We start from the raw sequence: 19,706 nt of genomic DNA, 5'->3' as shown, positions 1-19,706 counted from the left end.
TGTCTCAGTCCCAGTGTGGCCGATCACCCTCTCAGGTCGGCTACGCATCGTCGCCTTGGTGAGCCGTTACCTCACCAACTAGCTAATGCGCCGCGKGTCCATCTGTAAGTGATAGATTGCTCCATCTTTCCCGATTCGGTCATGCGACCGTATCGCGTATCCGGTATTAGCATTCGTTTCCGAATGTTATCCCAGTCTTACAGGCAGGTTACCCACGTGTTACTCACCCGTCCGCCGCTAACTAGGCGTTTCCGAAGAAACGCTTAATCCGCTCGACTTGCATGTATTAGGCACGCCGCCAGCGTTCGTCCTGAGCCAGGATCAAACTCTCCAAATTGGTGTTTGACTTGCTCAATACTTAACTAGCTATTTTAAAACATTATCGGATCGACGTGATCCATTTGTTCAGTTTTCAAAGAACTTGTTTGTCACATTTTGTCGTGACAAGAAATCATATTATCATCTTCATTCGACGCTGTCAACAGTTTGTTTCACATTTGTTTGTGTGTCATTCCATTGTTTATCGTGTGTCTCAGAAGCGACAAGAAATAATATATCACTTAAGCAAACGGATTACAAGTTGAAAAATTTTACAAATAGCGACTTTATTTTAGGTTATATTTCTTGCTTTACTGCACATCCGCCTACAGGGTTCGAAATACGAATAATAGATGCCTTTTTATCAATTTAGAGCTACCGCTATCCTCATAACAAAACGAACTGGAGAATGTCCCGCAAACTTGCCGTTGTTTACGCGAGCGCATGAATAGAAAAAGAAAACGAGCCTTTAGAATCGCTTCTAAGGCTCGTTTAAATTTCGGGGATCAATAAGACTCCCCTAATATCTTACTTATTCCAAGAGCTTGCTTACGCTAAGCAGTTGTTTCGCCTAACAGGCGCAGCAGCTCAGCTTCTTCTTCAATAACGGTAATGCCCAGATCCCGCGCCTTCGTCAGCTTGCTTCCCGCGCTTTCGCCTGCGATGACGAAGTCGGTTTTTTTGGAGACGCTGCCTGAAATCTTGGCGCCGCACGCCTCGAGCAGCTTGGCTGCTTCGTCTCGGGACATCGTTGGCAGCGTACCGGTTAGAACGACGGTCTTCCCGCTGAATACACTGTCATTTCTCGCAACCAGCTGCTGCTCGGCTTCCGCTTTTACGCCCAGCTCGCGCATTCTGGCAATGCTCGCGATAATAATCGGATCATTAAAAAATCCAACGATGCTCTCGGCGACAATGCCACCGATATCAGGAAGGGCAACAAGCTCCTCGGCCTCCGCCTGCATAATGGCATCCAAATTCCCGTAGTGGTCAGCAAGCATTTTCGTAGTCGATTTGCCTGTATTCGGAATGCCAAGCGCGAACAAGAACGACGAAAGCTCCCGGTCCTTGGATTTCTCGAAAGCCGCGATCAGCTTAAGCGCCTTTTTCTCGCCGAACCGTTCAAGCTTAATAAGGTCATCATACGTTAAGGCATACAAATCCGCAGGATCGCGCACTTCACAGTCCTTGTACAGCTGATCAGCCGTCATCACGCTGAACGTATCGATATCCATCGCATCCCGCGATGCAAAATGCGTAATGCGCCCAATAATTTGCGGCTGGCAGCCCAGCTTATTATTGCAGAACAGATGCGCGCCGCGTTGTTCAAGCTCCGTGCCGCATGACGGACAAACCGTCGGGAACACGATTTCCACGCCCGGCTCCTCATCTGCCTTGCCCAATATTTCTGGAATAACATCATTCGAGCGGCGGATCGTAACGAGCGTGCCCAAAGCATGCTTTAGGTTTTTGCGCTCGATGTCGCCGATATTGTTGAGCGTGCAGTTTTGAACGGTAACGCCTGCAAGCTCTACAGCCTCGACGCGGGCGACCGGCGTTATTTTCCCCGTGCGGCCAACCTCCCACGATACCGATTCAAGCACCGTCGTCGTTTCTTCCGCTTCGAACTTAAAGGCCACCGCCCAGCGGGGAAACTTATCCGTGTAGCCCAGCGCTTCACGCGTGCGCATATCGACAACTTTAATTACCGCGCCATCTATCAGGAAATCAAGGTGCTCGCGCTGCTCCGTGACGCGAACCAGCTCTTCTTGCACCTCTTCGATCGTGTTCTGATAGGTCACGTAAGGGTTCACCTTAAACCGGTTATCCTTCAGAAACTGCTGCATCTCGCGATGATCCGCGAAGGCTACCCCGTCGGCGTAACCTATATTGTAGAAGAATGCATTCAGCTTCCGCTCGGCCGTAACCCGCGGATTTAGATTGCGAAGTGCTCCCGCTGCTGCATTTCGCGCATTTTTAAGAGGCTCCGCCGCAGTTTCGTTGTATTTGGCAAGCACCGACAATTGCATAATGCCTTCGCCCTGCACCTCGATAATGCCATCGTTAAAAGGAATCGTGAGCGGCACCGAACGAATCGTGCGCACCTGCTGCAAAATGCCCTCCCCAACCGTGCCGTTTCCGCGAGTCGCCGCTTGCACAAGCTGACCGTCCTCATAGGTTAGATTCAGCGTCAGGCCGTCAAACTTCAACTCAACCACATAGGTTGGCTGAGGCAGCGGCTCTTCATCCGGATTTTTCGCATTGTAATCCGCAACCGCTTTGAGCAGCCTCGTATTCCATGCGATCAGATCTTCGACATTTTGCGCTTTGTCCAGACTCCACAGCCGGGCGCGATGCTTATAAGGCTCAAAGCCTTTGAGCAGGTCTCCGCCTACGCGCTGAGTCGGCGATTCAGGTAAAATGGTGCCGGACTCGGCTTCGAGTGCTACGAGCTCGTCGTATAGCTTGTCGTAATCAGCGTCATCAATGGTAGGCTGATCAAGCGTGTAGTAGCGATAATTATGCTCGGTAATGATCGCAACAAGCTGTTGCATCCTCTCTAATTGAGCGTTCACGGGAGGCTCCTCCTTCTAATCGTCCAAAATAGCTGATCTTGTTTACACCTTCGTTATTGGCGCAAAGCCGGCAAGCAATCGCTTGATCCCGACAGGCGCCGGGAACGCGATATTAAGCTCCATGTCCTTGCCCGTCCCTTTGACGGAGACAATGACACCAATGCCCCACTTGCCATGCGATACTCTCTCGCCAGTGGCAAAGGTTCCAGGCGCGGCATCGCCTGCCGCGCCGCTGCTCTGTGCCGCCCGAGCGGCTTCCTGCAGCGGCGTGCTCACCCGCACGCCGCCTCTGCCGCCCATAGCGGCTGGGCCCGTTCCCCCCATGCCTGGGGAACGGCCGCCTGCGCCAGGCGCGCCGCCACCCGGCCCGCGCCCTGCAATGCTGCGGCTTCCGCCGCCCTGCGCCGCTGCGCCGGTACCGCCTGTGACGCTGACGCCGCCACTGCGCGCGCCGCCGGAGCCTGCACGCGAGTAGCCGCCGCTGCCGCTAGAAGCGCCTTCTCTCACGCTCTCCGGTATTTCCTGCAAGAAGCGCGACGGCAAGTTGCTATTGGTGCGCCCAAACAAAGTACGCATCCGAGCGCAAGTCAGATAAAGCCGCTTCTCCGCGCGGGTTATGCCCACGTAAGCTAGGCGGCGTTCCTCTTCGAGCTCCTCATTGTCCGCAAGCGCACGGCTATGAGGGAACACGCTCTCCTCCATGCCGATGATAAAGACGACCGGGAACTCAAGCCCCTTCGCGCTGTGCATCGTCATCAACGTGATGGCATCCTTGTTCTTCTCCGCTTCTTCTTCCTCTTTGTTCAAGGAATCAATGTCGGCGATCAAAGCAAGGTCCGTCAGAAACGCGACTAGCGTCCTGTCTTCATTGCGCTTCTCAAAATCCATCGTAACCGACAAGAACTCGTCGATATTTTCAAGGCGTGCTTTCGACTCCAGCGTATTCTCCTGGTGCAGCTCCATCCGGTACTGCGACAGTTCAAGCACCTTCTCGGTAAGCTCGGTCACCGATAAATATTCAACCATTCGCGTAAGGTTGTCGATCATGTCATAAAACTCGCGCAGCAGCGTGCGCGTTCTTCCGTTTACTTCAACCTCGCCGAGATTGTTCAAGACGCGGAAAATCGATGTGCCCCGTCTTGCCGCTTCATCCGCAAGCTTCCCAACGGTCGTATCCCCGATGCCCCGCTTCGGCACGTTGATGATGCGCACCAAGCTGATGTCGTCATCCGGATTGGAAACGAGCTTCAAATAGCCGAGCAAATCCTTAATCTCTTTGCGATCGTAGAACTTTATGCCGCCCACGATTTGATAAGGGATATCGGATTTGATCAAAATTTCCTCGATTACCCGCGACTGCGCATTCGTACGATACAATATCGCATGATCGGCAAATTTATAGCTTTTATTCACGTTTTTACGAATTTCCCCGGTTACGAAATAACCTTCGTCATGCTCCGTATCCGCCTGATAGAGAGAAATGAGATCGCCGGCGCCTTGATCCGTCCACAGCTTCTTCGGTTTTCTGCCCGTATTGAGCTTAATAACCGCATTCGCCGCATTCAGAATGTTGGCTGTTGAACGATAGTTCTGCTCCAGCATGATCGTCCGCGCTTCGGGATAATCGCCTTCAAAATTCAAAATGTTCGTAATATCGGCACCGCGCCACCGGTAGATCGACTGATCGCTGTCGCCCACTACGCATATATTATGATGCTTATCAGCGAGCATGCGCGTCAGCATATACTGCGCCCTGTTCGTATCCTGATACTCATCGACGTGAATGTAGCGGAACTTGTTCTGATAGAACTCAAGCACCTCAGGTACATCCTTAAACAATTGAATCGTCATCATAATGAGATCATCGAAGTCCAGCGAATTGTTGCTTCTTAGCTTCTTCTGGTATTTCGTAAACACCTGGGCAACGATGCCCTCAAAATAATCGCCGACCTTCTGCTCATATTGCTCAGGCGAGATCAGCTCGTTTTTTGCTCCGCTGATGGCGGCTTGAACGGCTTTTGGCTCAAACTTCTTCGTATCGATGTTCATGTCCTTCATGCAGCCGCGAATGACCGACAGCTGGTCCGAGGAATCCAATATGGAGAAGCTTGATGTAAAACCGATCCGGTCAATATCTCTGCGGAGAACCCTTACGCACATCGAGTGGAAGGTGGATACCCAAATATCCCGTCCAGAGGGTCCCACGAGCGCACTCACCCGGTCCTGCATTTCCCGTGACGCTTTATTCGTAAAGGTGATGGCCAAAATGCTCCATGGCGCCACACGCTTCTTCTCTATTAAGTAAGCAATACGATGTGTCAGCACGCGCGTCTTGCCGCTTCCCGCTCCAGCCATAATAAGCAGCGGTCCGTCAGTCGTCTGAACGGCTTCCCGCTGCGGCGGATTCAGCTTCTGCACCGCTTGCTCGATACTAATATAATTCAACATGCTCCGACTCCTTTGTTCGCATATGTTCGCCTCTTCCCAGTGTAGACAACGGCCACTCCTGTGTCAATTTGAGATATTAGGAATGCAAGCTTCCTTTTGCCAGAACAAAATGTCAAACAAGCAAGCCATGCGAGCAGCAAATCATCTTAATTAAAGTGCGCCGTCACGCTTAACCATGTTTCAGCTGCGCGTAAAGCTGCTCGTACAGCTCTTTCGTTCGGATTTCCGGCTCGATTCTCAGATCCTTGCGGACCAGCTCCTCAAAAGATTCATAATAGCGCTGAAGCGCCGTTCTGTCTCTAAGCTTCTCGTAAGCCAGCAGCATATGGCGGCAAATCTCATCGGAGTAGGGCTCTCTCTCCTGCAGCTCGCTCAGCCGTAGCACCGCCTGAAACCCTCTTCCGCTTGCCAGCTCATAGGACGCTACCCCGATAACCACCTGCATATGTAACCGCCGCAGCTGCTCGCGCCTTGCAACGGCCCATACGCAATCAAGCTCCTCCAGGTAATCCCCTCGATAAAGGGAGAGCAAGCCTTCGTAATATTTCATGTTTTGCTCGGTGATAACCGGCTGATCGGTCACCTTCTCGAACAGCTCCGTATCCATAATAAGATTCTCAATCGTTAGCCGGTAGCTGTTGCGCTCAAACTCCACTTTAATATTGGGCTTCCAATCCTTAAGCAGCTTGCGGACTTGATATATGGAAGTATGTAAATGATTAATTGCTTTATCCAGCGTATAGTCCGACCACAACGTTTCGATAATTTGATTTTTGTCCAGCCATTTCCCTTTGTGGTGGAGCAAGTAGGCAAACAGCTCATGCGACTTTAAGGTTCTCCATTTAAAAGGCTCCATCCGATCAGGCGAGCTGCGCAGCACAAGCTTGCCAAGGCTAAGGATTTGAGCCTCGCCATCCTGAGCTGCAAGGTGAACCGCCTTCGATTCATGGCGATCCATATCGGCGGCAATTCGATCAACCGTCTTCGCTAACCGAGCCGGATATACCGGCTTTAGCAAATAATCGAAGGCATGGACTTCAAAGGCTTCGACCGCATATTCAGAGAAAGCTGTCACGAACACAATCGTGATGGAGCTATCCAGCTGCTGAATATACTCCGCGGCCTCCAAGCCGTTTATATCAGGCATTTCAATATCCAGAAATACGATATCCGCTCTCTCTTGCGCGAGATGCAGCATGCCATCCGCAAGCGACGTGAATTTGCCTCTGACATCGAGGCGGCCATCCGCCAGCAGCAGACGCTCAAGCTGAAGCAGCGCTGGATTTTCATCATCGATAAGAACCACTTTCACATTAAGTCACTCCTTACGCCTACCGTCGAACGCCCGGCGATTTTAGCTCTAGAAATCGTAAAGCTCACTGTTGTTCCTTCGCCTTCACGGCTTAGCACATGCAGCCCCTTGCCATAGAAAGTGAGCAGCCGCTGATGAATATTGCGAAGCCCTACCCCTCTCCGGCCTTCTGCCGTACCTGCCAGCACCGCAGCTGCCTTCTCACGCGACATGCCGACTCCGTCATCCGATACGGAGATCACAAGCTCGCTCTCGCTCTCCTGAACCGCAATCGTAACCGTTCCGCCGTATGATTTTCTCATAATGCCGTGCCTTATCGCATTTTCAACAAGCGGCTGGATGCTAAGCGGCGGAATAAACGTATACATTTCCTTGCCCAGCTCGTAACGGATCACGAGCCGATCCTCGAATCTGGCATGCTCAAGCGTTAAATAGGATTTGACCAGCTCCAGCTCCTGATGCAAGGGAACAAGCCGGTCCCGGTTATGGAAGTCAAAGCTCCCGCGCAAAAATTGGCTCAGCTCCATCAGCAGCAGCGACGCCTTCTCTGGGTTGTCCGGGCAGATGGCAATTACGGTATTAAGTGCATTATACAAAAAATGCGGCTTGATTTGCGCTTGCAAAAACGCCATTTCCGACTGGATAGCCTGCTGTACAGACTGCTTCAGCTGAATCAGCGTCCGCACGCGCGCGCGCAATTCCTTCGCCTCCATCGGCTTGCCCAAAAAATCGTTGATGCCTGCGCGAAAAGCCTTCTCCATATCATCCGGATAGCTTCTTGCCGTAAGCAGCAAAACGGGCAGCTCTGACAGGAGATATCTCTCCCTGATCAAACGTGTCAGCTCGATACCGGACATGCCCGGCATCATCCAATCGGCAATGACGAGATCGATATTCGAGTTGTTTCTGATCTCCGACAAAGCCTCTTCACCGCTGCTCAGCGCAATGACTTGATAGCGCTCGACAGACAGCAGGTTGTGCAGCACCTGCAAATTAACGGGGTCATCGTCAACGATCATAATGATGCCGCCGCTCGCCTGTTCCTCATCGCGGGACATTCCTTCGGCAGCCGCTGCCGCGCTCTCCATCATGCCAGAATCAGCTATCGGCTTAACGGATAGATAAGGAGCTGGGCCAGCAGCCTTCTCGTTAACAGCTATAGGCGATGTGAAATGGATTGCCGTTCCGATTTCCCGTTTCGGCTCCAGCCAAATACGCCCGCCGCCCAGCTCAACGAGCTTTTTGGCAATGCCAAGCCCAAAGCCTGAGCCTTTATTAGAAGAAACCTCGTAATCCGCATTCCGATTATCGCTGTGAAACACATCCTCGAGCCGCTCTACATGCATGCCAATGCCCGTATCGGCTACCGTAATCACTGCTTTCTCTTCCATAATGGCAGCAGAGATTCGAATTTCACCTTCTTGCGTAAACTTCACCGCATTGCCAATCAAGTTGTACAGCACCTGCACGAGCCGGTCCTCATCCGCATAGAGCAGTGGCAAATCAGCCGGCCATTCCTGGATGAAACGAATATTTTTGCTGCCAGCCGTATGTTTGACTACCTCAATTACCGACTCGGCAGCCGTAGGAAGATGAACAGGCCGGAATTTAAGTTTGATGTTGCCGTTCTTGAGACTGGAAAAGTCGAGAATATCGTGAATAAGGGAAGAGAGCCTTTTGCCTGTGGACGCGATCATCGCGATATGGCGCGACTGCTCCTCCGTAACGCTGCCTGCCGCTCCTTCGATGAGAGAGTCAGCCATATTAATGATCCCATGCAGCGGCGTTCGCAGCTCATGCGAGGTGTTCGCCAAAAATTCATCCTTCAGCCCATCGAGAGTAAGCAGCCTGCGTGAGAGCTCCTCGACCTCTTTATACGAATCAGCAAAACGGCTGGCCATCATCATCGCCTGCATAATGACAAAAAAGAGCATTTCATATGAAATGATTGACGAGGTATCCAAAATACCAAAATACATAAGCGCTTGAAGCACGATGACAAGGAGAAGGCTCAGAATGCTAAGCGATTCGAAAATGATATTGGTAGAGGTGCGAATCAGGCTTCTCAGCATGTTGAACAATACGAACAGCACTGTGCAAAAAAGAGGTACCACGCTAACTTGATCCATGGAGGATAGCAGATTAGTCGGCAAAACAATCGAGCATACGAGCAGCACGATCAATACGACTTTCAGCATGCGCAGCATTTTTGTGCGAGTAACCGGCGTGAACGATACTACAGAAGTATATAAGAGCAAAAAATAATAGATAAAGAGCGATGAGATTGCCTGTATTTTCAAGATAACGCCGTAAGTCAGCCAAGGCACAGCCTCGGCGAGCAGCTTCTCTCCATGCGTCAATACAAACAAACAGCAAGCTAAGCACATCAAGCCCAGATGCAGAAGCGAATGCTCTTTCCGCAGCTTGCGGTAGAACAGCAGCAGGTATACGGCAGGTATGATAAAGCCTATCGCCGATATCAGATCTTGAAGCACGCGCCACTCCCGATTTTGCAGGACGGCTTGCTGCTTGCCGAAGGAGATCGGAATAATGATCCCTCCTGATGCGTAATCGTAATTGGCAACCTGCACAATAATTTCTACCCATTCGCCAGTCACTGGTGCAAATCCTACATAGGGCACATTATTTTGCACGAACGTATCCTTCGATTCGGAGGGGACGCCGCTCGCGCCCGCCTCACGGCCGTTTATGTAAATCCGATTCGCCATCCGAACGTTCCCTGTATGTATTCCGTACAACACATCTGCTTCCTCTTTGATGCGAATAACCATCCGATATGTGCCATACCCATGGGAGCCTGAAAACTCCTCGCTCTTCATCATGTCATTCCAAGCATTTGGCACCACAGCAAGGACAGCCGTATCCGGCAGCGGAGATGCCGGCACCAACAGCTGATTGCGGTAAAACTCCCATTCGCCTTTTAACGGCACGACGCCATCCTCGGCAAAATTCCATTCTCTCAAATCCATTTGTCCGTTCTTGGCCTCAGGCATATGTAAGCCGGCTGCTATCATTTGAACGATAAAGCAAACTGGAAGCACCAATCCAAGCAATACACTGGCTGCAAGTGACAGCTTTCGCCCATCCATATCCCTTCCTCCATTCTTCATTTCATCATAACTGCAACTGCATAATTCTAGCAATAAACGAAAAAAAAGAAGATGAATGCTGCTTTCGCACACTCATCTTCTTATCAGCTCGCTGACATTCCGATATGAGAACTGAGCCTTCTTTATCGAAGCAGCCTCTTTCGGCCATTTTCTAAGTTTTCATTAATTGCCGCAGGTCGCTGGCAGCAATGACGAGATGGATGTTGTTCATCGTCCGCAGCGAGCCCGAAATGATGCCCGCCAGCCGCCCTTGCTCATCAATGGCCGGTCCGCCGGACATTCCGCTTGCTACCTGCGCGGATACGAGAACGCGGTCTCTGCCGTTAATTTCCGCTTTAGGGTTATTGACGATTCCCTCTGTAATAATAGGCGTGTTTTTGAGCGGGTAGCCAATTGCAAATATACGCTCGCCATGCTTTAACGCTGTTTCTTTAATGAGCAGCATGCTGTAGAGCTTTATTTTCCCCTTGCTATCCACTCGCGCAGGCAGCTTCAGCAGCGCTGCATCGGTAAGCTCGTCGTAACGAAGCAGCTTGACCCCTTTCAAAGCGCTGCCGTCGGCTAGAATAGCTTCTAGCCGCGCAGCATCCTTTACAACATGATAGGCGGTTGCCGCCTCTCCGTCCGCCGAAATGACAACCCCGCTGCCAACTGCCAGCACGGTGCCGTCGCTTCGCAGCGCCCGCAGATAAAATACGGCATCGCCCGCATTTTCATAAATGCCTTCGGCATTCTGGATGGCTGGCGTCTGCGCACCCGCTCCCGTAAACAAAACGATGCAAGACAATAGCGATACCACGATGCATGCCAGTAAGAGTTTGGATTGGATCGTCCGTTTCATGTTAAGTATCACTCCTCTTAGCCTACTTCAATGCAGCCGACATGATATCGCCATAAGCCCAGTGGGAAGGCGACAAATCGTTATAATGCATGTCTGACTCGCTTTGCTTGCGAGCGCCAATGACACGGTTGATTAGGACAACCGCCTGCGCTCTCGAAATTTCATCGTTCGGCTTGAACGTCCCATTCGGGAAGCCTTGAACGTAACCTGCTGCCGCAAAGGCATTAATGTATTTTTCTGACCAGTGGCCTTTCACATCAGAGAGCGACGCCGCCCCTTGCTTCGTGACCGAAAGCTTCAGCACTCTGGACATGATGACAACAAATTCAGCTCTCGTAAGTCCGCGCTCGCCTTGGAAGGTGCCGTTCGGATATCCTTCTACGATGCCAGCCGAGTTGAAGAAGGATACCAGTGCCTCTTCGCTGGCACGCACGTCGCTGAACAGACTGCCCACGCTAACGTCCTCTTTATCAAGCAGCAATGAAAGTGACTTCATAAGCTCATATCTAGTAAGTGCCGCATTAGGCTTGAACGCTCCACTCTCATAACCCGCCATATATGGGGTGCTTGCGGCATCGCGCTTCAAATCGTACTTGGCATTCTCTACCTCGTAATGAATCGTCACGACCTGATCGTTCTTATCGGTAATCGCTTTGATCGTCATCTTGCCGGTAACCAGAATCGGCCCCTTGTATCGCAGGCTCTTCGTTGTTGGCAAACTGCCGTCAGTCGTGTAGTAAATGATTTGATCCGCTGGCGCTGACAATACAAGCTTGCTGTTGCGCGCTACGATGATTGGCGCATCCGACTCCGGGTCTGCTGCTTTCTGTCCAACAACAGCCGAAATCTCAGGCGCTGTTACGACCGGCGGAACAAATCCGCCGCCGCCGAAGCCGCCGCCCGCATTCGGTTTCTTCGTCCACAAGCCGGAAAAGATCATACTATTCTCCTTCTCGCTAAATACCGTCATTGCTTTTATCGTCGTCGTTTCCGTCAAAACAATCGGTTCGATATAGAGCAGGGAATACTCATCCGGCTCGCTGCCGTCCACTGTGTAGTAGATGCGTCCGTCAAGCTCCTCCGTTGCCAGCTTAACCGTCACCTTATCGGTAAAGTTCGTTTCGCCAGAAACAACCGTAGGTGCAAGCGCCGTTTCCGCATAAGGAATCGCTGCCGCATTTACAACGATCGTGCGCGCTTTGCCATTAATGGATGCGGTTATCGCCGCGCTGCCCGTTGTGCTTAAGGAGCCCTTGACCTTGCCGGAAGCCGTTGTGATTAGCGCCTCCCCCGCCTTAGCGGTCCATTTCACCGAGCTATCCGCAGTCAAATCAAAGCTTGTCTTGATTTTGTTCACGGAATCACGCTCGTTCAAAAGGATTGCCGCCGTGCTGAGCGCAGTAGCATCATGGCCGTTAAAGGCTGACAGGCGCGGATAGAAGCCGGCTGCCGCCTTCCATTTCGCAGCTCCAAGCTGTGCTGGAAGCTTCGTTGAAACAAGCTCCGCCGCCAGCAAGCCTGATGCTTCGGAAGCTTGTCCCGCTGCGCTTTTGCCTGACGCATCATGGTAAGCGAAATTTGCCTTCAGCATTTGTTTATTGAATAGGTTCTGAATAAGCGCTGCCGCATTGTTCTTCTGGCCGGCTATGCCGCCGAAGAAGGTTTTGCCCTTCACCAGCTTGCCGCCAACGGAGGCAACGATTTCGCCTGTATTTAATGAATGGCTGATCGTTCCTGACGAAGCTAGCCCAGCAATGCCGCCTGCCCGCGCTTCTTCCGTGCCCTGTGCCGCTACACGGCCTGCATTATAGGTATTGTCGATCTCCCCTTGCTGAAGACCGGCTATTCCGCCTGCTGCCGCCTGTTTGGAAGCAGAACGAATGTCCGCGTAAGAGAACGATTCGGTTATCGAAGCGCCTGCTTTGTTATGGCCGGCTATTCCGCCTGCTGCGGTCACTTTCTCAGCGCCTACGCTGCTGATCGTTCCGCTTGCATACGTGGTTGCGATTCGTCCCTCGTTCACGCCGACTACGCCGCCGACATTGCCTTGTCCGCTGACCGTTCCGCTGACCGAAACATCTTCAATCGTTCCGCCAGCTCTATTGATGCCGGCTGCGATCCCTGTGCTCTCGCCGCCCTCTACGCTTGCTTCAGCAAACGTGAGATGATGAATTTTTCCTTCATTTTCGCTAATGAAGCCTGCTGCCCCGGCATCGCCTGCCGTTAGCTTCAAGCCCGATATCGAATGGCCCTGTCCATCCAGCTCGCCTGCGAACCGATTAATAGGCACCCACTTCCGGTTGTTCAGCGCAATATCGGACGCCAGCGTGATTTTCGCCAAATTCAGCTTGGCCGTTGCCGCTCTGTTGTACAAACGGTAATAATCGAGTCCCGTATCGTTATACAGAAGCACGACTCCTGCAAGCTGCTTGGCATTCGTTACGACAGCCTCCGTCGTTCCCTGATTCGAGAGGAATGTCGTATCCACATCAAAGCTCCAGTCGCTAAGTCCAAGCCCTGCTGTCAAATCCTTCGGAGTTAGTCCCTCCGCAGCTCCAATATTGCGGCCGATTGGTGCGAGAGCACCCTTGTACGAGGATTGCTCGGCCTTACCGTCTCTGAAGTTGTAGCCGATAAACGACCCTTTATACACGTTCGCGCCGCTAGCTTTAACAGCGATATCGGATACATCGGCGTATACGCTCTTTAATGTTCCGTCGTTATAGCCTGCGAAGCCGCCGGTATAAGAGATAGTTGCTGCGTTGATACCCGATGTCTGAATGCTGCCCAGCACCGCGTATGCCTTGCTAATAACCGCTTGTCTCTCAACAGCGCCTGCGAAGCCGCCGCTTCGCGTATCGAAGCCGGCATTTTGCACATTGCCGGACGCGTACGCATCGCTAATGGAGTAATGGTCCACTGATCCCGCGAAGCCGCCGACATAGGCGCCCGTTAGACCATTTACATTCAAGCTTCCCGTAGCGTACGCCCACTGAATGAGTCCCGTGCGGTTGTCGGAATCGCCAAGCAATCCGGCGAAGCCGCCCGCGTAAATCGTGTTATCCGGGTTGATGCAATTAATTTCGATTGGAACATTGGAGGTCGAATTCGTTATGCGGGTATAATCACCCGATCCCACGAAGCCGCCTACCTGCGCTGCCGGAACAACGCCTGGCTGCGTAACGGCGCTGCCGACTGCTATTTTCTCGCCATTTGGCGAAACTGCTTTTGTATAATGGATTTCGCCGCCGGCAGATAATCCGGCGATTCCTCCAATATGATAAACGCTGCCTTTATCCGCTAGGATGCCATTCTGAGCCTCCGAGCTGACAATGATGCCATCATTAAAGCCGGTCAAGCCGCCAATCGCGACGGTTTTCCCGCCGCTCACCGCAATGGTCGAGGCCGCCTTCGATTGGTAGATAGAAGCCGTGCTGTTTTTACCGGCAATTCCTCCTACGAATAGATCAGCGCCTTGAGCCGATTCGGTCGATTGGATCGAACCGCCCTGAACCATCGCATCATAAACGCCATGATAAAGCGGAATCAGTCTTCCGAAGTCGAACGCTTTATCCCGATCAGAGGAGTTGCTGATGCCAACGATACCGCCAATGGCGCTTTCTCCCGACTTTGCGGCAAAAACGATATTCGGAACAACGTCTGCCTTTAAAATAATCGTGTTTTGCGATAAGCCGGCAATACCGCCAGCCGTTACGTTTTCTCCCGCAGCCGTTATGTTCGCTTGGGAGGACAGATTAGTGATTGCCGTATCTGCGAGCTTCCCAGCAATGCCGCCTATAATGGCAGAGCTGCTGTCAGCCGGCGTAACAAGCACTGCTTGCTTGATAGAGAGGTCCTCCATATCGAAGCTGCTGCTTGCGCTGCCGAGCTTCGAACCGACAATGCCGCCTAGCGTGCTTTTGCCAACTAAATGCGGACCTTCACCGGCACCCGTCACCCTTAAATGACGGAGTGTGCTTCCCGCATCGGAGCGTCCGATGATTCCGCCAAGGATAGAGGCGTTGCCCGCCGCTTCCAGCTTGCCGTGCTCGAAGGCTGCTGTCATATTTTCCGCAGCACCCGTTACGTGGTTGCCGATGACGCCGCCTACTATGCTGTTATCACCCGTAGCATATATGCTTGCTGCTGCTTGTAGGTTCATGCTCAGCTTGCCTGCATCGCCGGTTTGCCTGCCGACCATGCCGCCGACAATGGCGTCAGCTGCCGCGCTTCCTATAGAGCCGCCTTGGATACGAATCGTATGCTCTGCAAAAACAGAAGCATTGTCGCCCACGATACCGCCAACTACAGGCTGGGCTCCTTTTCCTTCTATCCCGCTTCCGTCTGCAATCGACAGGGACAATGCAGCGATATTTCCCGTATTTTTGCCAATGATGCCGCCTACTGTACCGCCGCTTACGCCCGCGCCGTTAAGCAGCTTGACGCTAACTTGAGAGACAGCCCCTTTGTTAAGTCCGGCAAGCACGCCTGTGTATCTGCCTCCATCAATCGATCCTGGCTCAATGACCACATGGCCGAGAACTCCGTTTGTACCGATGACCCCGAACAAGCCGGAATAATCTTGGCTAGGCAAAATAGTCAGTCCGTCAATCAGATGCTCGCCGCCATCAAAGGTACCTTCAAAAGCAAGCGCCTCGCTGCTGCCGATCGGCATCCACTGCGTGGACTGAATATGAATCGGATTGACGATCCGAATCGTTCTGTCTTGGAAATCGAACCGTTCAAGACCCGGAATGGTACCGTTGACGATAGCCGCAAGTCCAGCCAGCTCCGCTTCCGTTCCGATGTCGAAGGCAACGGCATCCTTATCCAGCATGTACCATCTAATATTCGCATTGACGTCGCTGCCGCCACCGCCGCCGTTATTCGCGCTGCGATTCAGCTCCGGATATTTGTAGCTGGCATTTGGCGAGCCGTATTTCCACGCTTCGACAAAGTCCCAGCCCGACAGCGCCGGGAAAACGTTCCGGTCGCGAAGCGTCGCCTCAAGTATCGTGCTCAGCCTAGCATGCACATTAAGAAAGCGATGATTGCCGTCTGCAAAATCCGGCAAATCCTTATTAATTTGACGGTCCTCGTCCTTCACATAATAGGACTTGTACAGCAATTCCTTGCTCGCATTGTCATACCGTCCGGCAAAACCGCCTGCAAAAGCGCCATTAGTGCCCGATACCGGTACGGAGGAGTAGCTCGTAAATATTTTGCCGCCCGTAATGCGTCCAATGAAGCCTCCGGCGAAGGAGTTTGCGTTAGTCGCTTTTACTTCTTTGCCCGTGTAGGAATCCGTAATCGTTCCTGCCGTCTGCTCGCCTACCAAACCGCCTACATTGGTGTAGACGCCTGTGCCCGTTACATTCGCAACGCTGTAGGACTTCGTAATGTCACCGCTGTTCCGTCCTGCCAGTCCGCCCAAAGCGACTGATTTCGACGAAGTTCCCTCCGATTGGCCCGTAACATCGATGTCAACGTAAGAAGCCGTGATGCGGCCCGCATTGTCGCCGACCAATCCGCCAGCCAACGCATTTTTACCTTTAATGGTGAGGTTCGCATTGGAATAGGTATAGTATAAAGTTCCTTTTGATTGATTCAGGCCTACAAATCCGCCAACCGTTGCATTCATCCCCGTAGATAGCACCGGTGTTTTATCGGAGATGTTGTTATTGGCAATCAAGCTGCGATTCTCGCCAACCCAGCCGCCGGTAACAGCGGAAGGAGCCGCAACGCTAACCTTGCCGACAAATCGGCTTTTTTGAATCGTGCTAGGTGCCGCTGCCGGATCAGAGCCTGCATCCATCGCACGGGTGTCATTAAGCCCAACCAAGCCGCCCGCCGTTGAAAATGCTGCTTTATCGTTTACGGTCACGTTCAAGGTTTCTGCAAACACGTTCGTAATAATTGCGGTATCGGTGCTTCGGTTGTATCCCGCCGCTCCGCCCACAACGGTATGCTCGCCGTTAATGATCAAATTGATCTTGCTTGCCACTAAACGATCAAGCAGCGTATCCTCGCTATAGCCGGCAATACCGCCGATATGGCCGTTTGCTGCCGCCGCCGTTGTGGAGACAACCACATTTTCCGTATTCGTCCGGACGGAATCGCCAATAATGGCTCCTTGTCCGATTCGTCCCACTATGCCGCCAGCTGCAACCTTGCTTCCTTTAACCGACAGCATCGCGTAATCGGGCACGACGGAATCGACTACCGGGTTATGAATTTTCGTCCGGCTGGCAAAACCCGCGATACCGCCAATATTGCTGTCCGCTGCCGCAGCCGTTATCATTGGCTCCGCAGCCGCTCGAACGGACGCATTGGCAATAATCGCCTTTGGCGCGTTGTTCTCCGAGTTAGAGCGTCCCACAATACCGCCTGCGGCCGCCTTCGTCCCGTTCGCAGCAATTGCGATATTAACCGCTTTATTATCGGTAAGCGCGCCGGTATTGCGGCCTGCAATACCGCCAAGCTCATTATCCGATCCTGCCGCCGTTATCGTAACGTCCTCTGCCAAGCTTGCCGGAACCGCCCCGTGGTTCTCGCCGAAGAGGCCGCCGATATGCGCAGCGTCACCTTGCGCGTCCACCTTAATGGCGCGTGCGCTCAAGCTGCTTGCCGCACCTTCAAAGGCTGCATGATTGACGCCCGCAATGGCTCCTGCATGAACAGAAGCGGCTGGAACTTTAAATTCAGCGTTCTCGATTGTCACATTCACCTTCGGCGAGTAATTGACGCCGATCGCTCCGCCGACATTGCTCTCTGCCGCTTGAACGTTAAAGAGCATTTGCTCCACAACGATAGGCGTTCCAGCATCGCCGACAACGGCTTCAGCCGTTAATACGCCTGCTACCGCGCCCAAGCTGTGGTTTTTCCTGCCTGCCTCGCTGATGAAGCCCGTCTGCGTCACCTTGCTTGCCGCAATGGATAGAGCACCATCATTCGCACCTACGATGCCGCCTGCTGTAAACCGGTCCGCCCCGTCTGCCGGGTTGCTTGCAGCGACCTCGATTTGAACCGTATCCGCATGCTCCTCGTTTGCAGAACCAACGATCGCGCTGTTGATTTCTCCCTGTGCTCTGCCTGCGACACCGCCTGCCGTGCCGCCCGCTGTTTTCACTTTAAGGGAGAGCTGCGTGACCTCGGCCCCTTGCACCGTTCCTTTCAACCTGCCTGCAATACCGCCTGCATAACCATCGGTAACGATTTGCGCAGGGCTGCTAACTGCATTGCCGGCATACAGACCGGATAGGCTGCCGCCACTTACGACGCCCGCAATACCGCCCGTATACACCTCATCTCCGCCAGTCACGTCAAGCTTCCCTTGAAATGCGCTGTCGGTTATTACCCCGTTAACCAAGTAACCCACAATTCCGCCCGTGCGCACATTGTTGTCTACAGTCGGCGATGCCGCCGTGACCTTCAATTCCTTGGCGAATGCTGCGCCGGAAATCGTTCTATCGCTGCCTTCCGACAAAGTGCCGATAAAGCCTCCAGTATAGAGCTTAGCCGTCCCGTTAACTTCGATATTGGCTGTGCTTTCAACATTAAGGCTTGGCTCGCCGGATAATTTCGCATACGCCCGGTTGGAGATGATTCCGCCGGTATAAACGCCTGTTCCGCCGTTTACCGTTATTTTGCCGCTGTTCGCATACTCGCCTGCCGCCGCGCCGTCAAATAACACGCGGCTGCCGCCATAGCCGATTAGTCCGCCGGTATACGCTTCATCCGGTTGGCCGTTGACTGTTATTTCGGCTGTATTTTGCGCGGCTCCGTCAAATCGCACATCGCCTGATACGCTGCCGATTAAACCGCCCGTGTACACATTAGCCGAACCGCTTGCCGTTACGCTTACTTGGCCAACATAGCTCTCAGCCCAATTAAAATCGCTTTGAATATAACCCGCGATGCCGCCGGTATATACATTCGAGCCTCCGTTATTTTCGATCGGCCCGCTGTTTGAGAAATTCACATGATAAAGGTAGCTGCCTTGCTGCGCCGCGATCGCACCTATAAGCCCGCCAGCATAGGTGCCGTTCGCCGATTGGGCGTCTACTCTTACCGCTCCGCTGCTCGACGTGGATGCCGAGAACGTAATTTTGGAAGCCGCCTTGCCTGCAATGCCGCCCGCATAGCTGGCTGTTCCGCCCGTTGCCGTAACGTTTGCCGTATTGCTAATTGGCGTATCCTGCTCCTGCATCAGCAATTCGCCCGATGCATAACCGACGATACCGCCTGCATAAACTTCGGCGGCACTCGCATTGCCTGCTGCAATCGCACCCGCATTAGCCGTTTTCTTGATCAACAGGCCGCCATCGCTCGCACGTCCGGCGATGCCTCCTGTATAAACATACGAGCCTGCAGCGTCTACCGTAGAGAGATTGCTCGAATTCGAAATAGATCCCTCGCCCGAGCCAACAATTCCTCCCGCGTAAACGTAGGTTCCCGCTCCGCTTACTTTAATAGGTATATGGTTAGTGATGTTAAACACCATGCTGTTATTAGCCATAGCGCCAACTGCCGCTCCCGCATACGTAGACTGCGTGACCGATACAAGCTCGATTGTTCCGCTTGCGAAGTCGAAGCCGCCAACCGTTCCGCCGTCCATCAAGCCGACGAGACCCGCATAGGTATTGTCCGCAGCTACGTTCATGCCCGTCAGCGTAAAGCTTTGCCCGCCCTCGGTCACGAGAGTGCCTCTAAACGGATTTAACGCCGTTCCGATCGGCTCCCATGTGTAAGCAGAAAGATCAAAATGGTTGTTGATTTCAAGAATTTTGCCGCTAAAGCCGTTGATCGCCTTGCCGTCTGGCGAAACGCCGTCATTGACCAGCTTGGCAATGCCCGCAAGCTTTTCGGGCGTATCAATTTTATAAGTGTTGTAATCCTCGTTATACCAACTCACGTCCGCGTGCTCCGTCCAACGGTCCGAGCTTGCAGTCAGAATCGATACGCCGGCAAATACCGCAATTGCGATACTCAATACAGCAAAGACAATCCGGTAGATTGATTTTTGCTTCACTGCCATTTCCACACCGCCTCAAATTAATGTTTGCAAAAAAATCTATTGT

The 19,706-nt window shown here is 52.7% G+C and carries 6 protein-coding genes; all 6 read right to left on the bottom strand.

What is annotated here, in order from left to right; genetic code table 11:
* Positions 1–872 precede the first annotated feature (872 nt).
* On the bottom strand, positions 873–2,873 hold the full coding sequence (gene ligA, locus ADU23_RS11425; RefSeq protein ID WP_053377588.1) for an NAD-dependent DNA ligase LigA: 2,001 nt from the start codon (positions 2,871–2,873) through the stop codon (positions 873–875).
* 63 nt (positions 2,874–2,936) lie between these two features.
* The gene (pcrA, locus tag ADU23_RS11420; RefSeq protein ID WP_053373862.1) at positions 2,937–5,342 is read right to left on the bottom strand and encodes a DNA helicase PcrA; all 2,406 of its coding nucleotides are present in this window, start codon (positions 5,340–5,342) and stop codon (positions 2,937–2,939) included.
* 169 nt (positions 5,343–5,511) lie between these two features.
* Positions 5,512–6,654, bottom strand: a complete 1,143-nt coding sequence (locus ADU23_RS11415; protein ID WP_053373861.1) for a response regulator — start codon at positions 6,652–6,654, stop codon at positions 5,512–5,514.
* Complete coding sequence (locus ADU23_RS11410) at positions 6,651–9,764, bottom strand: ATP-binding protein (protein WP_053373860.1); 3,114 nt, start codon at positions 9,762–9,764, stop codon at positions 6,651–6,653. The genes ADU23_RS11415 and ADU23_RS11410 overlap by 4 nt, the downstream gene beginning before the upstream one ends.
* Positions 9,765–9,936: 172 nt before the next feature.
* Positions 9,937–10,626: a S1 family peptidase gene (locus tag ADU23_RS11405; protein WP_053373859.1), complete on the bottom strand. Its 690-nt coding sequence runs from the start codon at positions 10,624–10,626 to the stop codon at positions 9,937–9,939.
* Between the two features lie 22 nt (positions 10,627–10,648).
* Positions 10,649–19,663, bottom strand: coding sequence for a chitobiase/beta-hexosaminidase C-terminal domain-containing protein (locus tag ADU23_RS11400; RefSeq protein ID WP_053373858.1), 9,015 nt, complete (start codon positions 19,661–19,663; stop codon positions 10,649–10,651).
* Between the last annotated feature and the right edge of the window lie 43 nt (positions 19,664–19,706).

It is taken from the genome of Paenibacillus sp. FJAT-27812 (assembly GCF_001273905.1).
Lineage (GTDB): Bacteria > Bacillota > Bacilli > Paenibacillales > Paenibacillaceae > Pristimantibacillus.
The sequence above is the reverse complement of the archived record's forward strand: the minus strand, read 5'-3'. Positions and strand labels throughout refer to the sequence as shown.